14 protein-coding genes are annotated in these 16885 nt (G+C 72.4%); 13 read left to right on the forward strand and 1 reads right to left on the reverse strand.

Annotated features, from left to right (window positions below):
- The first annotated feature begins 92 nt into the window (after nt 1-92).
- Together ACH4SE_RS19285 and ACH4SE_RS19290 are read left to right on the forward strand one after the other, a co-directional pair.
- Complete coding sequence (locus ACH4SE_RS19285) at nt 93-512, forward strand: hypothetical protein (protein WP_398544619.1); 420 nt, start codon at nt 93-95, stop codon at nt 510-512.
- Nucleotides 509-4519, forward strand: a complete 4011-nt coding sequence (locus ACH4SE_RS19290) for a hypothetical protein (protein WP_398544620.1) — start codon at nt 509-511, stop codon at nt 4517-4519. The genes ACH4SE_RS19285 and ACH4SE_RS19290 overlap by 4 nt, the downstream gene beginning before the upstream one ends.
- A 3-nt stretch (nt 4520-4522) precedes the next feature.
- Here ACH4SE_RS19290 and ACH4SE_RS19295 read toward each other — a convergent pair whose 3' ends face one another.
- Entirely contained in the window at nt 4523-5380 is an 858-nt protein-coding gene (locus tag ACH4SE_RS19295) for a C40 family peptidase (protein ID WP_398544621.1), read from the reverse strand.
- A gap of 578 nt (nt 5381-5958) precedes the next feature.
- Here ACH4SE_RS19295 and ACH4SE_RS19300 point away from each other — a divergent pair.
- Genes ACH4SE_RS19300 through nuoK form a run of 11 tightly spaced genes read left to right on the forward strand, consistent with a single transcriptional unit; the run spans nt 5959 to nt 16872 of the window.
- Nucleotides 5959-6318: an NADH-quinone oxidoreductase subunit A gene (locus tag ACH4SE_RS19300; RefSeq protein WP_167986559.1), complete on the forward strand. Its 360-nt coding sequence runs from the start codon at nt 5959-5961 to the stop codon at nt 6316-6318.
- A 28-nt stretch (nt 6319-6346) separates the two neighbouring features.
- Entirely contained in the window at nt 6347-6901 is a 555-nt protein-coding gene (locus ACH4SE_RS19305; protein ID WP_398544622.1) for a NuoB/complex I 20 kDa subunit family protein, read from the forward strand.
- Nucleotides 6898-7617, forward strand: coding sequence for an NADH-quinone oxidoreductase subunit C (locus tag ACH4SE_RS19310; RefSeq protein ID WP_398544623.1), 720 nt, complete (start codon nt 6898-6900; stop codon nt 7615-7617). The genes ACH4SE_RS19305 and ACH4SE_RS19310 overlap by 4 nt, the downstream gene beginning before the upstream one ends.
- The gene (locus tag ACH4SE_RS19315; protein WP_398544624.1) at nt 7614-8951 is read left to right on the forward strand and encodes an NADH-quinone oxidoreductase subunit D; all 1338 of its coding nucleotides are present in this window, start codon (nt 7614-7616) and stop codon (nt 8949-8951) included. The genes ACH4SE_RS19310 and ACH4SE_RS19315 overlap by 4 nt, the downstream gene beginning before the upstream one ends.
- The gene (nuoE, locus tag ACH4SE_RS19320) at nt 8948-9823 is read left to right on the forward strand and encodes an NADH-quinone oxidoreductase subunit NuoE (protein ID WP_398544625.1); all 876 of its coding nucleotides are present in this window, start codon (nt 8948-8950) and stop codon (nt 9821-9823) included. Before ACH4SE_RS19315 ends, nuoE begins: the two co-directional genes overlap by 4 nt.
- Nucleotides 9823-11157, forward strand: a complete 1335-nt coding sequence (gene nuoF / locus ACH4SE_RS19325) for an NADH-quinone oxidoreductase subunit NuoF (protein WP_398544626.1) — start codon at nt 9823-9825, stop codon at nt 11155-11157. Before nuoE ends, nuoF begins: the two co-directional genes overlap by 1 nt.
- Nucleotides 11154-13649 (forward strand): NADH-quinone oxidoreductase subunit G, encoded by a 2496-nt coding sequence (locus tag ACH4SE_RS19330; protein WP_398544627.1) that lies wholly within the window; start codon nt 11154-11156, stop codon nt 13647-13649. The genes nuoF and ACH4SE_RS19330 overlap by 4 nt, the downstream gene beginning before the upstream one ends.
- A complete protein-coding gene (gene nuoH / locus ACH4SE_RS19335; protein ID WP_398544628.1) occupies nt 13646-15019 on the forward strand; it encodes an NADH-quinone oxidoreductase subunit NuoH in 1374 nt (457 codons plus the stop codon). The genes ACH4SE_RS19330 and nuoH overlap by 4 nt, the downstream gene beginning before the upstream one ends.
- Nucleotides 15012-15650 (forward strand): NADH-quinone oxidoreductase subunit NuoI, encoded by a 639-nt coding sequence (gene nuoI / locus ACH4SE_RS19340; protein WP_398544629.1) that lies wholly within the window; start codon nt 15012-15014, stop codon nt 15648-15650. Before nuoH ends, nuoI begins: the two co-directional genes overlap by 8 nt.
- Nucleotides 15647-16576 carry an NADH-quinone oxidoreductase subunit J gene (locus ACH4SE_RS19345; RefSeq protein ID WP_398544630.1) on the forward strand — a complete coding sequence of 310 codons (930 nt, stop codon included), beginning with the start codon at nt 15647-15649 and terminating at the stop codon, nt 16574-16576. The genes nuoI and ACH4SE_RS19345 overlap by 4 nt, the downstream gene beginning before the upstream one ends.
- A complete protein-coding gene (gene nuoK / locus ACH4SE_RS19350) occupies nt 16573-16872 on the forward strand; it encodes an NADH-quinone oxidoreductase subunit NuoK (RefSeq protein WP_031518880.1) in 300 nt (99 codons plus the stop codon). Before ACH4SE_RS19345 ends, nuoK begins: the two co-directional genes overlap by 4 nt.
- Nucleotides 16873-16885: the final 13 nt, after the last annotated feature.

Below are 16885 nucleotides of genomic sequence, written 5' to 3' on the forward strand. Positions count from 1 at the left end.
ACGCGGCGCCGGCCCCGCCCCGATGTCGGACCCTTGACCTAGAGTGAGACACCGTCAGATTCCGGATCCGGTGATCGGAGCAGGGAGCAGACATGGACCCGCAGCTCGCCGCACTGTCGGCCGGTGCAAGCAGCACCCTGGTCACGCTCATGGTCACCGACGGGTGGCAGCGGACACGCGACGGAGCGGTGCGGCTGTGGCGGCAGTTCCGGCCCGAGGGTGCCGAGGCCGTCGCGGCGGATCTCGACACGGCGCAAGCCGCCGTCGTACGGGGCCGGGCCGCGGGGGCGCCGGTCGACGAGGCGGCGCTGCGCGGGGAATGGGCCTACCGGATAGCGGAGTTGCTTGCGGCGCGGCCCGACGCCGAGGCGGTGCTGCGGGCGGCCCTCGCGGAGTGGCAGGCCGCGGCCGGCGGGCAGGCGGTGCGCGGCGGCATCCACCAGGAGGCGCGGGCGACCGGCAGCGGCCGCGTCTACCAGGCCGGCCGCGACCAGCACATCACCGAGCGGTGACCACCGCGGAGGGCCCCGGCCTGCCCGGTGGGGAGCCGCGCGGTTTCCAGGGGCGTTCCGGGGAGCCGGACGGCCCGCCGTTCTTCCCGCAGGCGCGCGCCTCGGACGAGGCGCGCGTCTACCAGGCGGGCCGCGACCAGTACATCGTCGAGGTACGCGACCTGCGGGCCACCTTCGTCCTGGCCGAGGGCCGCCTCCACCGGGTCGGCCGCCCCGCGCAGGACGACGCGTGCCCGTATCCCGGCCTGGAGCCGTTCGGACTCGACCAGGCCGACTGGTACTTCGGACGCGAGGGGCTGGTCGCCGACCTGGTCGCGCGGCTGGACGGCGCGGTCGCCGACTGCGCCCCGCTGGTGGTCGTCGCGCCGTCGGGCGCGGGCAAGTCCTCGCTGCTGCGGGCCGGTCTGCTGCCCGCGATCGGGCGCGGCGACCTGCCCGCGGCGGGCTCGCGGCACTGGCGGCGGCTGGTGTTCACCCCCGCCCACAGCCCGATGGACGCCCTCGCCGCCCACTTCGCCGCGCTGACCGGCGAGTACACCGCGCCGGGGGAGTGGCGGGCGGCGGACCGCGGCGCCCGCCGCGCCGCCCTGCGCGGGGCCCTGGGCCGCACGGAGCCGCGTACCGGATCCGGTACGGGCAAGCGCGTCATCGTCGTCGTCGACCAGTTCGAAGAGATCTTCACGCTGTGCGAGGACGAGGCGGAGCGGCGGGCCTTCGTCGAGGAGCTGGCCTGGCTCGCGGACCCGCGGGACGGTCAGGAACCACTCGGCCTCGTCGTCCTGGGCCTGCGGGCCGACTTCTACGCCCAGTGCGCCGCCTACCCGTGGCTGCGCGGCGCGGTGCAGGGCAACCAGGTCTTCCTGGGGCCGATGTCCCGCGCCGAACTGCGTGACGCCGTCGTGCTGCCCGCCCAGCGCGCGGGCCTGCAGGTCGAGGCGGGCCTGCCCGAGGTGCTGCTCCGCGACCTGGGCGCGTCCGGCGCCGGGCCGGGCGGGCGGGGCGGGAGTGCCGAGAGCCCCGGGGACTACGAGGCGGGCCGGCTGCCGCTGCTGGCCCACGCGCTGCGTACCACCTGGACGCGGCGCGACGGCGGGGTCCTCACCGTGCGCGGCTACCAGGAGACCGGCGGCATCGAGCACGCGGTGGCCGACACCGCGGAGCGCGCCTTCGCCCGGCTCGGCAGGGAGGCCGAGGGCGACGGAGGCCCCGGGGGCGGGTGGAACTCCGAGGGTCCCGGGGGCGGCAGGAACTCCGAGGGCCACGGGGACCCCGCGGCCGCCGCTGCCCACCGTGACGCCGCGCGCAGCGTCTTCCTGCGGCTGGTGACCGTGACGGAGGGCGCCGAGCCCGCCCGGCGCCGCGTCCCGCGCGCCGACCTGCTGCGGTTCGAGGCCGACCCGCGGGCCGCGCGGACCGTCCTCGACACCTTCACCGCGGCCCGGCTGCTGACCCAGGACCGGGACACCGTCGCCATCACCCACGAGGTGCTGCTGCGGGCCTGGCCGCGGCTCAAGGGCTGGCTCGACGACGACCGGGTCGGCAGCGCCGTACGGCAGGAGCTGCGCGAGGCCGCCTTCGCGTGGGAGCGGGCCGGCCGTCCGAACGACCTGCTCCACCCGGCGAGCCGGCTGGAGGCGGCCAGGAGCGCGGTCGCCGCCGTCACCACCTCCGGCCGCACCACCGTTCCGGGCGCCGACCGGACGACCGAGGCGTTCGTCGCCGCCTCCACCGCCCGCGTCAAGCGCACCGCCCGCGTCCGCCGTGCCGTCACCGCCGTCCTGGTGACCCTCGCCCTGCTGGCCAGTGGCGCCGCCGCCCTCGCGTTCGAGCAGCGCGGCAAGGCCCTGGACGAGCGGAACACCGCGATCTTCAGCCAGATCACCGCGGAGGCCGACCGGCTGCGCACCACCGACACCTCGCTCGCGGCGCAACTCGACCTCGTCGCGTACCGGATGCGCCCGAACGACGACCTGCGCGCGCACCTGGTCTCCGGCGCCGGGCAGCCGCTGTCCACGCCGCTCGCCTCCGGCATCGGCGGCATCGTGTCGGTCGCGGTCGCACCGGACGGGCGCACGATGGCGACGGGCAGCAGCCACAACGCGATCCAGCTGTGGAACATCGCCGACCCGGTGCACCCGGCGAAGCTGGGCCCGCCGGTCAAGGTGCTCGCCGACATCGTCGAGTCCGTCGCCTTCAGCCCCGACGGCCGTACGCTCGCGGCAGGGGGCAACGACGCGACGGCCCGGCTGTGGGACGTCACCTCCCCGGCCCACCCGGTCGCGCTGGGCACGCCGCTGACCGGCTGCTTCGACACCGTCGGAGCAGTGGCGTTCAGCCCCGACGGGCACGTGCTCGCCGGCGGCTGCCACAACGCGACGATCCGGCTGTGGAACGTGGCCGACCCCGTCCACCCCGCGCTGCTGGGCGGGCCGCTGACCGGTCACACCGACGCGGTCGACTCCGTGGCCTTCCGCCCGGACGGCCGCACGCTGGCCAGCGCCGGCTTCGACAGCTCGGTGCGCTTCTGGAACGTGCGCGACCCGGCGCACGCGGCCGCGCTGGGCAAGCCCCTCTACGGGCACGGTGCCGACTTCGTGGCGTCGGTGGCCTTCAGCCCGGACGGGCACACCCTGGCCAGCGGCGGCGCCGACAGCCGGGTGCGGATGTGGAACACGACCGACCCGGCCCATGTCGTCATGCTCGGCGAACTCCTCGGCCAGACCGGGACCATCACGTCGGTGGCCTTCAGCCCGAGCGGGCAGACCCTGGCCAGTGCCAGCCACGACGGCTCGGTCAACCTGTGGAACGTCGCCTACCCCGACAACCCCGTCTCGCGCGGCGCGGCCCTCGTCGGCCACACCGGACCGGTCCTCGGGGTGGCCTTCACCCAGGGCGGCGGCACCCTGGTGAGCGGCGGCGCCGACAGCACGGTGCGGGTGTGGATCTTCCCCCAGCGGCTCGTCACGTCGTACAGCCGCTCCCTGGACGGCCTCGCGTTGAGCCCCGACGGCCACACCATGGCCACCGCCGGGACCGACGGCAAGGTCCGGCTGTGGGACCTGGGCGACCCTGACCGTACGACCGGCCTCGGTGTGCTCCCGGCCGTCGCCGCCCCCGCGTCGGTGCGGTCGCTGGCGTTCAGCGCCGACGGGAAGGTGCTGGCCGGCGGCAGTTTCACCGACGGGGACGTGGAGTTGTGGGACACCGCGAACCCGTCCCGCCCCACCCTGCTGGGCCGCAAACTGCAGACCAGGATGGGCCACGTGGCGTCGGTGGCCTTCAGCCCGAGCGGCCGGACGCTGGCTGTCGGCGGCATGGACTCGCGTATCGAGCTGTGGGATCTGACCGACGCCGCCGACCCGGTGTACCTGCGCACGCCGCTGACCGGCTTCGACAACGGCACCGCCAAGGTGGCCTTCAGCCCGGACGGGCGGACGCTCGCGAGCGCGAACGGGGACAGGAAGGTCCGGCTGTGGGACGTCGGCGACCCGGCCCACCCGCGCGCCCTCGGCCGGCCGCTCACCGGCCACACCGGGCTCGTCCTGTCGGTGGCCTTCAGCCCGGACGGGCGCACGCTGGCCAGCGGCGGCTACGACAGCACCGTCCGGCTGTGGGACGTCAGCGACCCGGCCCGCGCCCGTGCCCTCGGCACGCCGCTGACCGGCCACACCACCCCCGTGGGCGCGGTGGCGTTCAGCCCGGACGGCCGCACGCTGGCCAGCGGCGGCAACAGCGACGGCACGATCCGGCTGTGGGACGTGAGCGACCCGGCCCGCGCCCGTGCCCGGGGCGGGCCGCTCACCGGGACGCACGGCACGGTCGGCTCGGTCGCGTTCCACCGCGACGGCCGCCTGGTCACCGTCGGGGAGGACGGCGTGATCCGGCTGTGGGACCTGGACACCGAGCACGCCGCGCGGTGGATCTGCTCCACCACGCGCGACGTCCTCACCGCGCAGCAGTGGAAGAAGTACATCCCGCAGCTGCCGTACGACCCGCCCTGCGGGTGAGCGTCACAGGACGCGGACGGCCCAGTCCGGCTCGGAGTACGTCAGCGGCTTGATGCCCACCGGGGTCGACGGGTTGGCCGCGTCCAGGTACTGGCCGCCGCCGATGTAGACGCCCACGTGGTAGGCGCTGCCCTCGCCGCCCCAGAAGACGAGGTCGCCGGCGCGCAGGGAGCCGAGCGAGACGGGGGTGCCCACCGTCGACTGCTCCTGCGAGGTGCGCGGCAGCGAGATGCCGACGGTGGCGTACGCGGTCTGGGTCAGGCCCGAGCAGTCGTACGACGAGGGGCCCGTGGCGCCGTAGACGTACGGCTTGCCGATCTGCGCCTTCAGGAAGGCGATGAGCTTGTCGACCTTCGAGGCGGACGGCGCGGCGGCGCCCGCCGAGGAGGAAGAAGGGGACGAAGAGGACGAAGTGGTGAGCTTCGCGCGCTTGGCGCTGCGCGAGGCGGCCAGCGCGGCCGCGGTGGCCCGTGCCTTGGCGGCCTTCGCGGCGACGGCGGCCCGGTGCTTCGCCGAGGCGCCGGCGGCCGCGGCGGCCGCCGCGTGTTCGCGGGCGGCGGCGAGCGAGTGGGCGAGCGCGTTCTGCGCGAGGGCGTCGGCGGCCTGGCGGGCGGTCACCGCGGTGCTGAGCGGGGTGGCCACGGAGGCGTCGAGGGCGGCCGGCGCCGGGGTGTCGTGGTGCCCGTGGTTGTCGGCGAGGGCGGGGGCGCCCGCGCCGCCGAGTGCGATGGCGCTGACGACTCCGCCGACGAGTCCGGCCCTGCGCGTCCAGTTGGGGCGCGCAGGGACGGCGTGCCGCCGGCGGCCGCTATGGGACGGCGGGGCCGGGGCCGCGGATATCTGCGGTCTGTTCTGGGACATGCGTCTCTGGCTATCAGGAACGAATGGTTCCGTTCAAGAAAGGTGGGATGCGCCACAGTTGACGTGCTCACGGCTCAATTGCCCGTTTCGCGATCTTGGTCTTCGGACGGTTTGACGCACTTTCACATGAGCGGTCCGTTTTGCGCTCGTGCACGCTTTCACGCGGCCGGTTCCCCGTCGCCGGGCGGCCGGAGGGCATGCCTCCGGAGGTCCGCCCGCGCGCTATCACGTGGTCGCGTCCAACTCCAATTTGCCCGGCCTGCCCCTGACTTGATAATGAACCCACCCCTCTGACCAGCGAGAATCAACAGGGATGTGACATGAAGTGATCGTTTGGGAGTGATCCGCCTCAAGATCACCGCTCATCCAACTTCATGATCATTGGCCGGGTGGTGGAGATCACAAAGGTGAGCCGGTACCCCGTGTCGCAGATCACAGACCGGGAGGCATAGGATGCAGGCGACTTGGGCTTGTGAACTGCCTCACATAGACGCGATCTTGGTCGCCGGGTGAGGCGTCTCACACCGCGAGTCGGTCCGTACATGTCAGTCACTGCCGACTGGAAGGAGCGGGGGACGGTGAACGCCTACGCGCCCATTCTCGTGCTGGGGGGCATCGCGGCCGGCTTCGCGATCTTCTCCGTTTTCATGGCCTCGATCATCGGGCCGAAACGGTACAACCGGGCCAAGTTGGAAGCGTACGAGTGCGGCATCGAGCCCACCCCGCATCCGGCCGGCGGCGGGCGCTTCCCGATCAAGTACTACCTGACGGCGATGCTCTTCATCGTCTTCGACATCGAGATCGTCTTCCTCTACCCCTGGGCCGTCACCTTCGACCGCCTGGGGATGTTCGGGCTCGTGGAGATGCTCCTCTTCGTGCTCACCGTCTTCGTCGCCTACGCCTACGTGTGGCGGCGCGGCGGCCTGGAATGGGACTAGGGACCGAGGGGACAAGGGGAGCCAACCCATGGGTATCGAAGAGAAACTGCCGAGCGGATTCCTGCTCACGACGGTGGAGCAGGCGGCCGGCTGGGTACGCAAGGCGTCGGTCTTCCCGGCCACCTTCGGCCTGGCCTGCTGCGCCATCGAGATGATGACCACCGGCGCGGGCCGCTACGACATGGCCCGCTTCGGCATGGAGGTCTTCCGCGGCTCGCCGCGGCAGGCCGACCTGATGATCGTCGCGGGCCGGGTGAGCCAGAAGATGGCGCCGGTGCTGCGGCAGGTCTACGACCAGATGCCGAACCCCAAGTGGGTCATCTCGATGGGCGTGTGCGCGTCCAGCGGCGGGATGTTCAACAACTACGCGATCGTGCAGGGCGTCGACCACGTGGTGCCGGTCGACATCTACCTGCCCGGCTGCCCGCCGCGCCCCGAGATGCTGCTCGACGCGATCCTCAAGCTCCACGAGAAGATCCAGGGCGGCAAGCTCGGCGTGAACCGCGAGGAGGCGGCCCGCGAGGCCGAGGAAGCCGCCCGCAAGGCGCTCCCCACCATCGAGATGAAGGGGCTCCTGCGATGAGCGACACCGGCAACGCGCCCGTCCCGGCCCCCCGCGAGCAGCAGCCCGGCGAGGTCATCGGGGTGCGCCGCGGCATGTTCGGCGCCGACAACGGCGGCGACACGTCCGGCTACGGCGGCCTGGTCCGCACCGTCCGGCTGCCCGGCGCGACCGCGCGCCCCTACGGCGGCAAGGACGGCGTCTTCGACGAGATCGCCGACGAGCTGGAAGGCGCGCTGGAGGAGACAGGGCTGCCGCCGGCCGAGGCGATCGAGAAGGTCGTCGTCGACCGCGGCGAGATGACGCTGCACATCGCCCGCGAGCACCTAGTGCGCGTGGCGCAGACGCTGCGCGACGACCCGGCGCTGCGCTTCGAGCTGTGCACCGGCGTCAGCGGTGTGCACTACCCCGGCGACGAGGGCCGCGAGCTGCACGCCGTCTACCACCTGCGGTCGATCACCCACGGGCGGCTGATCCGGCTGGAGGTGGGGGTGCCCGACGCCGACCCGCACATCCCCTCGCTCGTCGGCGTCTACCCGACGAACGACTGGCACGAGCGCGAGACGTACGACTTCTTCGGCATCGTCTTCGACGGCCACCCCGCGCTCACCCGGATCATGATGCCGGACGACTGGCCCGGCCACCCGCAGCGCAAGGACTACCCGCTCGGCGGCATCCCCGTCGAGTACAAGGGTGCCCAGATCCCGGCTCCCGACCAGCGGAGGTCGTACTCATGACGAACGGATACGCGGCGCCGCAGCAGGCGGAGGAGCGCGAGACCACCGAGGGCCGGGTCTTCACCGTCACCGGCGGCGACTGGGACGAGCTGGCCGAGCAGGTCACCGGCACCGACGACGAGCGCATCATCGTCAACATGGGCCCGCAGCACCCGTCCACCCACGGGGTGCTGCGGCTGATCCTGGAGATCGACGGCGAGACCGTCACCGAGGCGCGCTCGGGCATCGGCTACCTCCACACCGGCATCGAGAAGAACATGGAGTACCGGACCTGGGTCCAGGGCTCCACCTTCGTGACGCGGATGGACTACCTGACGCCGCTGTTCAACGAGACCGCCTACTGCCTCGCCGTCGAGAAGCTGCTCGGCATCGAGGACCAGGTCCCGGACCGCGCCACGGTGCTGCGCGTGCTGCTCATGGAGCTCAACCGGATCTCCTCCCACCTGGTGTGCATCGCCACCGGCGGCATGGAGCTGGGCGCCACCACGATCATGATCTATGGCTTCCGGGACCGCGAGATGATCCTGGACATCCTGGAGCTGATCACCGGCCTGCGGATGAACCACGCGTACGTCCGCGTCGGCGGGCTCGCGCAGGACCTGCCGCCCGGCGCGGTGGACCAGATCCGCGAGTTCGTGAAGAAGTTCCGCAAGAACCTCCCGGAGTACGACAAGCTCGCGACCGGCAACCCCATCTTCAAGGGCCGCATGCAGGACGTCGGCTACCTCGACCTCACCGGCTGCATGGCGCTCGGCGCGACCGGCCCGGTCCTGCGTGCCGCCGGCCTGCCGCACGACCTGCGCAAGTCCGACCCGTACTGCGGCTACGAGAACTACGACTTCGAGATCCCGACGGCCGACTCCTGCGACTCCTACGGGCGCTTCCTCGTCCGGCTCGCGGAGATGCACGAGAGCCTGAAGATCGTCGAGCAGTGCCTGGACCGGCTCGCGCCCGGCCCGGTCATGGTCGAGGACAAGAAGATCGCCTGGCCCGCGCAGCTCGCCCTGGGCCCGGACGGCATGGGCAACAGCCTCGACCACATCAAGAAGATCATGGGCACCTCCATGGAGGCCCTGATCCACCACTTCAAGCTGGTCACCGAGGGCTTCCGGGTGCCGCCGGGGCAGGCCTACGCGGCGGTCGAGTCCGCGAAGGGCGAGCTGGGCGTGCACGCGGTCAGCGACGGCGGGACGCGCCCCTACCGGGTGCACTTCCGCGACCCGTCCTTCACCAACCTGCAGTCCATGGCGGCGATGTGCGAGGGCGGCCAGGTGGCCGACGTCATCGTGGCCGTGGCGTCCATCGACCCCGTGATGGGAGGCGTCGACCGATGACCGACGTGTCACTGGGCATCCCCGAGATGCCCGCGCCCGACTACCCGGCCGACGTGCGCGCCCGGCTGGAGAGCGACGCGAAGGAGGTGATCGCCCGCTACCCCGGCTCGCGCAGCGCGCTGCTGCCGCTGCTGCACCTGGTGCAGTCCGAGGACGGCCACGTCACGCGCACCGGCATCCGGTTCTGCGCCGAGATGCTGCACCTGACGACGGCCGAGGTCACCGCGGTCGCGACCTTCTACACCATGTACCGCCGCAAGCCGAGCGGCGACTACCAGGTGGGCGTCTGCACCAACACGCTGTGCGCGGTCATGGGCGGCGACGCGATCTTCGACGAGCTCAAGCAGCACCTCGGCGTCGGCAACAACGAGACCACCGCCGACGGCAAGGTCACGCTGGAGCACATCGAGTGCAACGCGGCCTGCGACTACGCGCCCGTGGTGATGGTCAACTGGGAGTTCTTCGACAACCAGACGCCCGAATCCGCCAAGGCCCTCGTCGACGACCTGATCGCCGGCCGCGAGGTGCGGCCCACCCGCGGCGCGCCGATCTGCACGTACAAGGAGACCGCGCGGATCCTGGCCGGCTTCCCCGACCAGCGCGAGGGCGCGGTCGAGGCGAGCGGCGGCGCGGGCCCCGCGTCGCTCGCGGGCCTGCGGCTGCACCGCGGTGAGGCGCCCGCGCACACCGTGCCGCAGCAGGCCGAGCCGCACCGCACCGAGAGCGGCGCCTACGACACGCCGACCTCGCCCTCGCCCGCCGCGCACCCCAGCTCGCACGACGCCCCCCAGCAGTCCGCGGTCTCCGACCCGGACAACCCGGCGGGACCGGCGGGCGGAACGACCGAATCGACCCGCGGGGAGGGCGAGTGATGACCGTGGAATCGGCCGAGAAGCTGCTCGCGCCCGTCCTGTCGGCCTTCTGGGACGACCCGAGGTCATGGACGCTGGACACCTACCGCCGGCACGACGGCTACGAGGGGCTGGCCAAGGCCCTCGCGATGCCGCAGGACGACGTCATCGCGTACGTCAAGGACTCGGGGCTGCGCGGCCGCGGCGGCGCGGGCTTCCCCACCGGCATGAAGTGGCAGTTCATCCCGCAGGGCGACGGCAAGCCGCACTACCTCGTCGTCAACGCCGACGAGTCGGAGCCGGGCACCTGCAAGGACATCCCGCTGCTCTTCGCCAACCCGCACTCCCTCATCGAGGGCATGATCATCGCGTGCTACGCGATCCGCTCGCATCACGCCTTCATCTACCTCCGCGGTGAGACCGTTCCCGTCCTGCGCCGGCTGCACGAGGCCGTCCGCGAGGCCTACGCGGCCGGCTACCTCGGCAGCGACATCCTCGGCAGCGGCTTCGACCTCGACATCACCGTGCACGCCGGCGCCGGCGCGTACATCTGCGGCGAGGAGACCGCGCTGCTGGACTCGCTGGAGGGGCGCCGCGGCCAGCCGAGGCTGCGCCCGCCCTTCCCTGCCGTCGAGGGGCTCTACGCCTGCCCCACTGTGGTGAACAACGTCGAATCCATCGCGTCGGTTCCCGCGATCATGCTGCGCGGCAAGGAGTGGTTCCGCTCCATGGGCAGCGAGAAGTCCCCGGGCTTCACGCTCTACTCGCTGTCCGGCCACGTCGCCCGCCCCGGGCAGTACGAGGCGCCGCTCGGCATCACGCTGCGCCAGCTGCTGGACATGGGCGGCGGCATCCGGCCCGGCCACCGGCTCAAGTTCTGGACGCCGGGCGGCTCGTCGACCCCGATGTTCACCGAGGAGCACCTCGACGTGCCCCTCGACTACGAGGGCGTGGGCGCCGCCGGGTCGATGCTCGGCACCAAGGCGCTCCAGTGCTTCGACGAGACCACGTGCGTGGTGCGCGCGGTCACCCGCTGGACGGAGTTCTACGCCCACGAGTCGTGCGGCAAGTGCACGCCCTGCCGCGAAGGCACCTACTGGCTGGTGCAGTTGCTGCGGGACATCGAGGCAGGCAAGGGCTCGCCCGGCGACCTCGACAAGCTGAACGACATCGCCGACAACATCAACGGCAAGTCCTTCTGCGCGCTCGGCGACGGCGCCGCCGCGCCGATCTTCTCCTCGCTCAAGTACTTCCGCGCGGAGTACGAGGAGCACCTCGAGCGCAAGGGCTGCCCCTTCGACCCGGCCCGCTCCACCGCCTGGGCCGACAAGTACCGTACGGAGGCCCACGCGTGACCGTCACCACAAGCAGTGCGTCCTCCGGCGCGGGGCAGCCCGCGGTGCCGCCGGAGGACCTGGTCTCGCTGACCGTCGACGGCATCCCGGTGTCGGTGCCCAAGGGCACCCTGGTCATCCGGGCCGCGGAGATGGTCGGCGTCGAGATCCCGCGCTTCTGCGACCACCCGCTGCTGGACCCGGTCGGGGCCTGCCGGCAGTGCATCGTCGAGATCGAGGGGCAGCGCAAGCCCGTCGCGTCCTGCACGATCACCTGCACCGACGGCATGGTGGTGACCACCCAGCTCACCTCGCCGGTCGCCGAGAAGGCGCAGCGCGGTGTGATGGAGCTGCTGCTCATCAACCACCCGCTGGACTGCCCGGTGTGCGACAAGGGCGGCGAGTGCCCGCTGCAGAACCAGTCCATGAGCCACGGCGACTCCGAGTCGCGCTTCGAGGGGAAGAAGCGCACGTACGAGAAGCCGGTCCCGATCTCGGCGCAGGTGCTGCTGGACCGCGAGCGCTGCGTGCTGTGCGCGCGCTGCACGCGCTTCAGCAACCAGGTCGCGGGCGACCCGATGATCGAGCTGCTGGAGCGCGGGGCGCTGCAGCAGGTCGGCATCGGCGCGGGCGACCCCTTCGAGTCGTACTTCTCCGGCAACACCATCCAGATCTGCCCGGTGGGCGCGCTCACCTCGGCGGCCTACCGCTTCCGGTCGCGGCCCTTCGACCTGGTGTCGTCGCCGTCGGTGTGCGAGCACTGCGCGGGCGGCTGCGCGACGCGCACCGACCACCGGCGGGGCAAGGTGCTGCGGCGCCTGGCCTCCAACGACCCGGAGGTCAACGAGGAGTGGCTGTGCGACAAGGGCCGCTTCGGCTTCCGCTACGCGCAGCGTCCCGAGCGGCTCACCCACCCGCTGGTGCGCAACGCCGCCGGTGAACTCGTCGCGGCCTCCTGGCCGGAGGCGCTGGCCGCCGCCGCCGCCGGGCTCGGCGCGGCGCACGGCCGGGCGGCGGTGCTGCCGGGCGGGCGGCTCACGGTCGAGGACGCGTACGCCTACGCCAAGTTCGCCCGGGTCGTACTCGGCACCAACGACGTGGACTTCCGGGCCCGCCCGCACTCCTCCGAGGAGGCCTACTTCCTGGCCTCCGCGGTCGCCGGGCGCGGACTGGACCTCGACGCGAGCGGGGTGACCAACCGCGCGCTGGAGGCGGCCCCCGCCGTCCTGCTCGCCGGCCTGGAGGCCGAGGAGGAGGCTCCCGGCGTCTTCCTGCGGCTGCGCAAGGCGCACCGCAAGCGCGGCCAGCAGGCGTACGCGCTCGCCACCCACGCCACCCGCGGTCTGGAGAAGGCCGGCGGCATCCTGCTGCCCGCCGCCCCCGGCACCGAACCGGAGTGGATGGACGCGCTGGCCGGCGGTGTCGGCCTCGACGAGGCCGGGCGGGAGGCGGCCGACGCGCTCCGCAAGGAGGGCGCGGTCATCCTGGTCGGCGAGCGGCTCGCGGCCGTCGCCGGCGGCTACACCGCCGTCATCCGGCTCGCCGCCGCCACCGGCGCGGCCCTGGCGTGGATCCCGCGCCGGGCGGGCGAGCGCGGCGCGGTCGAGGCCGGCGCGCTCCCCGGGCTGCTGCCCGGCGGCCGCCCGGTGAGCGACCCGCGGGCGCGCGACGAGGTCGCCCGGGTCTGGGGCCTGCCGACGCTGTCCGGCCGCTACGGCCGCGACACCGGCGAGATCCTGCGGGCCACCGCGAGCGGCGAGCTGGGCGCGCTGCTCGTCGGCGGCGTCGAGCTCGCCGACCTGCCCGACCCGGCGGCCGCCCGCGCGGCACTGGACGCGGCCGGCTTCGTGGTGAGCCTGGAGCAGCGGCCCAGCGAGGTCACCGAGCGCGCGGACGTGGTGCTGCCGGTGGCCGCGGTCGCCGAGAAGGCCGGCACCTTCCTCAACTGGGAGGGCCGGGCGCGGATGTTCGAGACCGCGATCAAGCCCGACCAGGCGACCGCCCGCCACCAGCTCTCCGACGGCCGCGTCCTGACGATGCTCGCCGACCGGATGGACGTGGCGCTCGGCCTGGCCGACGTGCGCTCGGCGCGGATCGAGCTGGACCGGCTCGCCGGCTGGTCCGGCCCCTACGCCCCCGCGCCGCTGGACTCCTCGGTGCCGCTGCCCCGCCCCGAACAGGGCCAGGCGGTGCTCGCCGGGCACCGGCTGCTGCTCGACCAGGGCCGCCTCCAGGACGGCGACGACGCGCTCGCCGCCACCCGGCACGCAGCGGTGGCCCGGCTGTCCGCCGCGACGGCCGCCGAACTGGGCCTCGCCGCCGGTGACCTGCTGACGGTGACCGGGCCGGCGGGGGCCACCACGCTGCCGCTGGCCGTCACCCCGATGCCCGACCGCGTGGTCTGGCTGCCGCTCAACTCGACGGGCGCCGGAGTCGCTTCCGACGTGGGCGCCCTCCCCGGACAGGTCGTCGCGATCGCCGCCGCCGCGCAGGGCCAGGAGGTCACGTCATGAGCAGCCAACTGGCCGCCACCGCTGAGAATCTGTCGTTCTTCGGCAACGACGTGTGGTGGCTGATCCTCCTCAAGGCGGTGTTCTGCTTCGCCTTCGCGATGCTGACCGTGCTGTTCTCCATCGTGTGGGAGCGCAAGGTCGTCGCGTGGATGCAGCTGCGCATCGGCCCCAACCGGCACGGCCCCTGGGGCATGCTCCAGTCGCTCGCCGACGGCGTGAAGCTCATGCTCAAGGAGGACATCACCGTCAAGCGGGCCGACAAGGTGGTGTTCATCCTCGCGCCGATCGTGGCCGCGATCCCCGCCTTCATGTCCTTCGCGGTGATCCCCTTCGGCCCCGCCGACAACGAGGTGTCGATCTTCGGCCAGCGCACCGCGCTCCAGCTGACCGACCTGCCGATCGGCATCCTCTACATCCTGGCCACGGCCTCGGTCGGCATCTACGGCATCGTGCTCGCCGGCTGGTCGTCCGGCTCGACCTACCCGCTGCTCGGCGGCCTGCGCGCGTCGGCCCAGATGATCTCCTACGAGATCGCGATGGGCCTGTCCTTCGCCGCGGTCTTCCTCTACTCCGGCTCGATGTCGACCTCGACGATCGTCAGCGCCCAGCACGACCGCTGGTACGTGGCGCTGCTGCCGGTGTCCTTCCTCGTCTACATCTGCACGATGATCGGCGAGACCAACCGCGCACCGTTCGACATGCCCGAGTCCGAGGGCGACCTCGTCGGCGGCTTCAACACCGAGTACAGCTCGATCAAGTTCGCGCTGTTCATGCTCGCCGAGTACGTCAACATGGTGACGGTCTCCGCGGTCGCCACGACCCTCTTCCTCGGCGGCTGGCGCGCCCCCTGGCCGATCAGCACCTTCTGGGAGGGCGCCAACCACGGCTGGTGGCCCATGCTGTGGTTCGTCGTCAAGGTGCAGCTGCTGCTGTTCTTCTTCATCTGGCTGCGCGGCACGCTCCCCCGGGTGCGCTACGACCAGCTGATGAAGGTCGGCTGGAAGATCCTCATCCCGGTCTCGATGGTGTGGCTGATGCTGGTCGCCGCGGTCCGCGCGATGCGCAACGAGGACTACAGCTCCACCAAGATCGTGCTGTACGTCGGCGGCGCCGTCCTCGTCCTGCTGCTGGTCTCGCTGCTCGCCGACCTCTTCCGCGAGCGCGAGGAGCAGAGGAAGCCGGCCGAGGGCGGGCGGCTCGCCCCGCCGGAGCGGTTCGACCCGATGGCCGGCGGCTACCCCGTACCGCCGCTGCCCGGACAGCAGGTGCAGCGGGTGCCGCGGCGGCCCAGCCGCGCGGAGCCCCAACTCGTCGGAGCATCCGGTCAGGACGCCCCGGAGCAGGAGAAGCAGGAGGACGGCGATGCCTGAGTTCCTCGGCCCGGTCGCAGGCTTCGGCGTGACCTTCAAGGCCATGTTCAAGAAGCGTCTGACCGAGCAGTACCCGGAGTACAAGAAGCCCACGGCGCCCCGCTTCCACGGGCGCCACCAGCTCAACCGGCACCCGGACGGGCTGGAGAAGTGCGTCGGCTGCGAGCTGTGCGCGTGGGCGTGCCCGGCGGACGCGATCTACGTGGAGGGCGCGGACAACACCGACGAGGAGCGCTACTCGCCCGGCGAGCGCTACGGCCGCGTCTACCAGATCAACTACGCCCGCTGCATCCTGTGCGGGCTGTGCATCGAGGCGTGCCCGACCCGCGCGCTGACGATGACCAACGAGTACGAACTCGCCGACCGCACCCGCGAGTCGCTGATCTTCACCAAGGAGCAGCTGCTCGCGGGCCTCACCGAGGGCATGGTCGACGCGCCGCACGCCATCTACCCCGGCATGGACGAGGGCGACTACTACCGCGGCCTGGTCACCGAGGCCGCGCCCGGCACCGAGCGGCAGGTCGCGGTCTCCAAGGGCGAGAAGCCGGACGAGAACGTCGCCGACGTGCAGGGCGCCGAGATCACCGCCCCCGGCGGTGCGGCCCCGGCGGGGACGGGGGCCGAGGCATGAGCGCCGCTTCCACTGCCGCCGGCACCCTGACGCTGGCCGCGGACGCCGCGTCGAAGACCTCCACCGGGGAGGCCGTGCAGTTCTGGATCCTGGGCACGGTCGCCGTGCTCGGGGCCCTGGCCACCGTGCTGATGAAGAAGTCGATCCACAGCGCCCTGTCGCTGGCGGGCACGATGATCGTGCTCGCCGTCTTCTACCTGGCGCAGGGCGCGTACTTCCTCGGCATCGTGCAGATCGTCGTCTACACCGGCGCGATCATGATGCTCTTCCTCTTCGTCGTCATGCTCGTCGGCATCACCGCGGCCGACTCGCTGAAGGAGACGCTCAAGGGGCAGCGCTGGATGGCCGCGCTGTGCGGGATCGGCTTCGGCATCCTGCTCATCGCCGGTATCGCCAACGCCTCCCTCGACACCTTCAAGGGCACGGGCGCGGCGAGCGCCGCGGACGGCGGCAACGTCCAGGGCCTCGCGCACCTGCTGTTCTCCCAGTACGTGTGGGCCTTCGAGCTCACCGGCGCGCTGCTCATCACCGCGGCGGTCGGCGCGATGGTGCTCACCCACCGCGAGCGCACCGAGGAGCGCCGCACCCAGCGGGAGCTGGCCGAGGCCCGCTTCCGCGAGGGCGGCCACGTCACCCCGCTGCCGGCGCCCGGCACGTACGCCCGGCACAACGCGGTCGACATCCCGGCGCTGCTGCCGGACGGCTCGATCTCCGAGCTGTCGGTCAGCGCGACGCTGCGCGAGCGCGGCCAGATCCGCGACGTGTCCGGTGACGCGATGGAGCGGCTCGCGGCCCTCGACCAGAGCGCGGCCCGCTGGCTGGAGCGCGGCGAGGGCCGCCCCGCGCGGCCCGCGGTCACCTCCGCCGCCAAGGCGGCCGGCAGCGACACGGCAGAGAACGACCAGGCCGAGGAGGGTGCCAAGTGAATCCGGCCAACTACCTGTACCTGGCCGCGCTGCTGTTCACCATCGGCGCCGCCGGGGTCCTGATCCGGCGCAACGCGATCGTGGTCTTCATGTGCGTGGAGCTGATGCTGAACGCCTGCAACCTGGCGTTCGTCACCTTCTCCCGGCTGCACGGCAACCTCGACGGGCAGGTCATCGCCTTCTTCACGATGGTGGTCGCCGCGGCCGAGGTCGTGGTCGGGCTCGCGATCATCGTGTCGATCTTCCGTTCGCGCCACTCGGCCTCGGTCGACGACGCCAACCTGATGAAGCTGTAGAGGGGCTGCGACA

This window comes from Streptomyces sp. NPDC020983 (genome assembly GCF_044333485.1).
GTDB lineage: Bacteria > Actinomycetota > Actinomycetes > Streptomycetales > Streptomycetaceae > Actinacidiphila.

Coding starts and splice junctions, on each gene's coding strand:
- ACH4SE_RS19345 (WP_398544630.1), top strand. CDS start 15,647: ATGAGCGCCGCTTCCACTGCCGCCGGCACCCTGACGCTGGCCGCGGAC.
- ACH4SE_RS19295 (WP_398544621.1), bottom strand. CDS start 5,380: ATGTCCCAGAACAGACCGCAGATATCCGCGGCCCCGGCCCCGCCGTCC.
- ACH4SE_RS19305 (WP_398544622.1), top strand. CDS start 6,347: ATGGGTATCGAAGAGAAACTGCCGAGCGGATTCCTGCTCACGACGGTG.
- ACH4SE_RS19285 (WP_398544619.1), top strand. CDS start 93: ATGGACCCGCAGCTCGCCGCACTGTCGGCCGGTGCAAGCAGCACCCTG.
- nuoI (WP_398544629.1), top strand. CDS start 15,012: ATGCCTGAGTTCCTCGGCCCGGTCGCAGGCTTCGGCGTGACCTTCAAG.
- nuoE (WP_398544625.1), top strand. CDS start 8,948: ATGACCGACGTGTCACTGGGCATCCCCGAGATGCCCGCGCCCGACTAC.
- ACH4SE_RS19310 (WP_398544623.1), top strand. CDS start 6,898: ATGAGCGACACCGGCAACGCGCCCGTCCCGGCCCCCCGCGAGCAGCAG.
- nuoH (WP_398544628.1), top strand. CDS start 13,646: ATGAGCAGCCAACTGGCCGCCACCGCTGAGAATCTGTCGTTCTTCGGC.
- ACH4SE_RS19315 (WP_398544624.1), top strand. CDS start 7,614: ATGACGAACGGATACGCGGCGCCGCAGCAGGCGGAGGAGCGCGAGACC.
- nuoF (WP_398544626.1), top strand. CDS start 9,823: ATGACCGTGGAATCGGCCGAGAAGCTGCTCGCGCCCGTCCTGTCGGCC.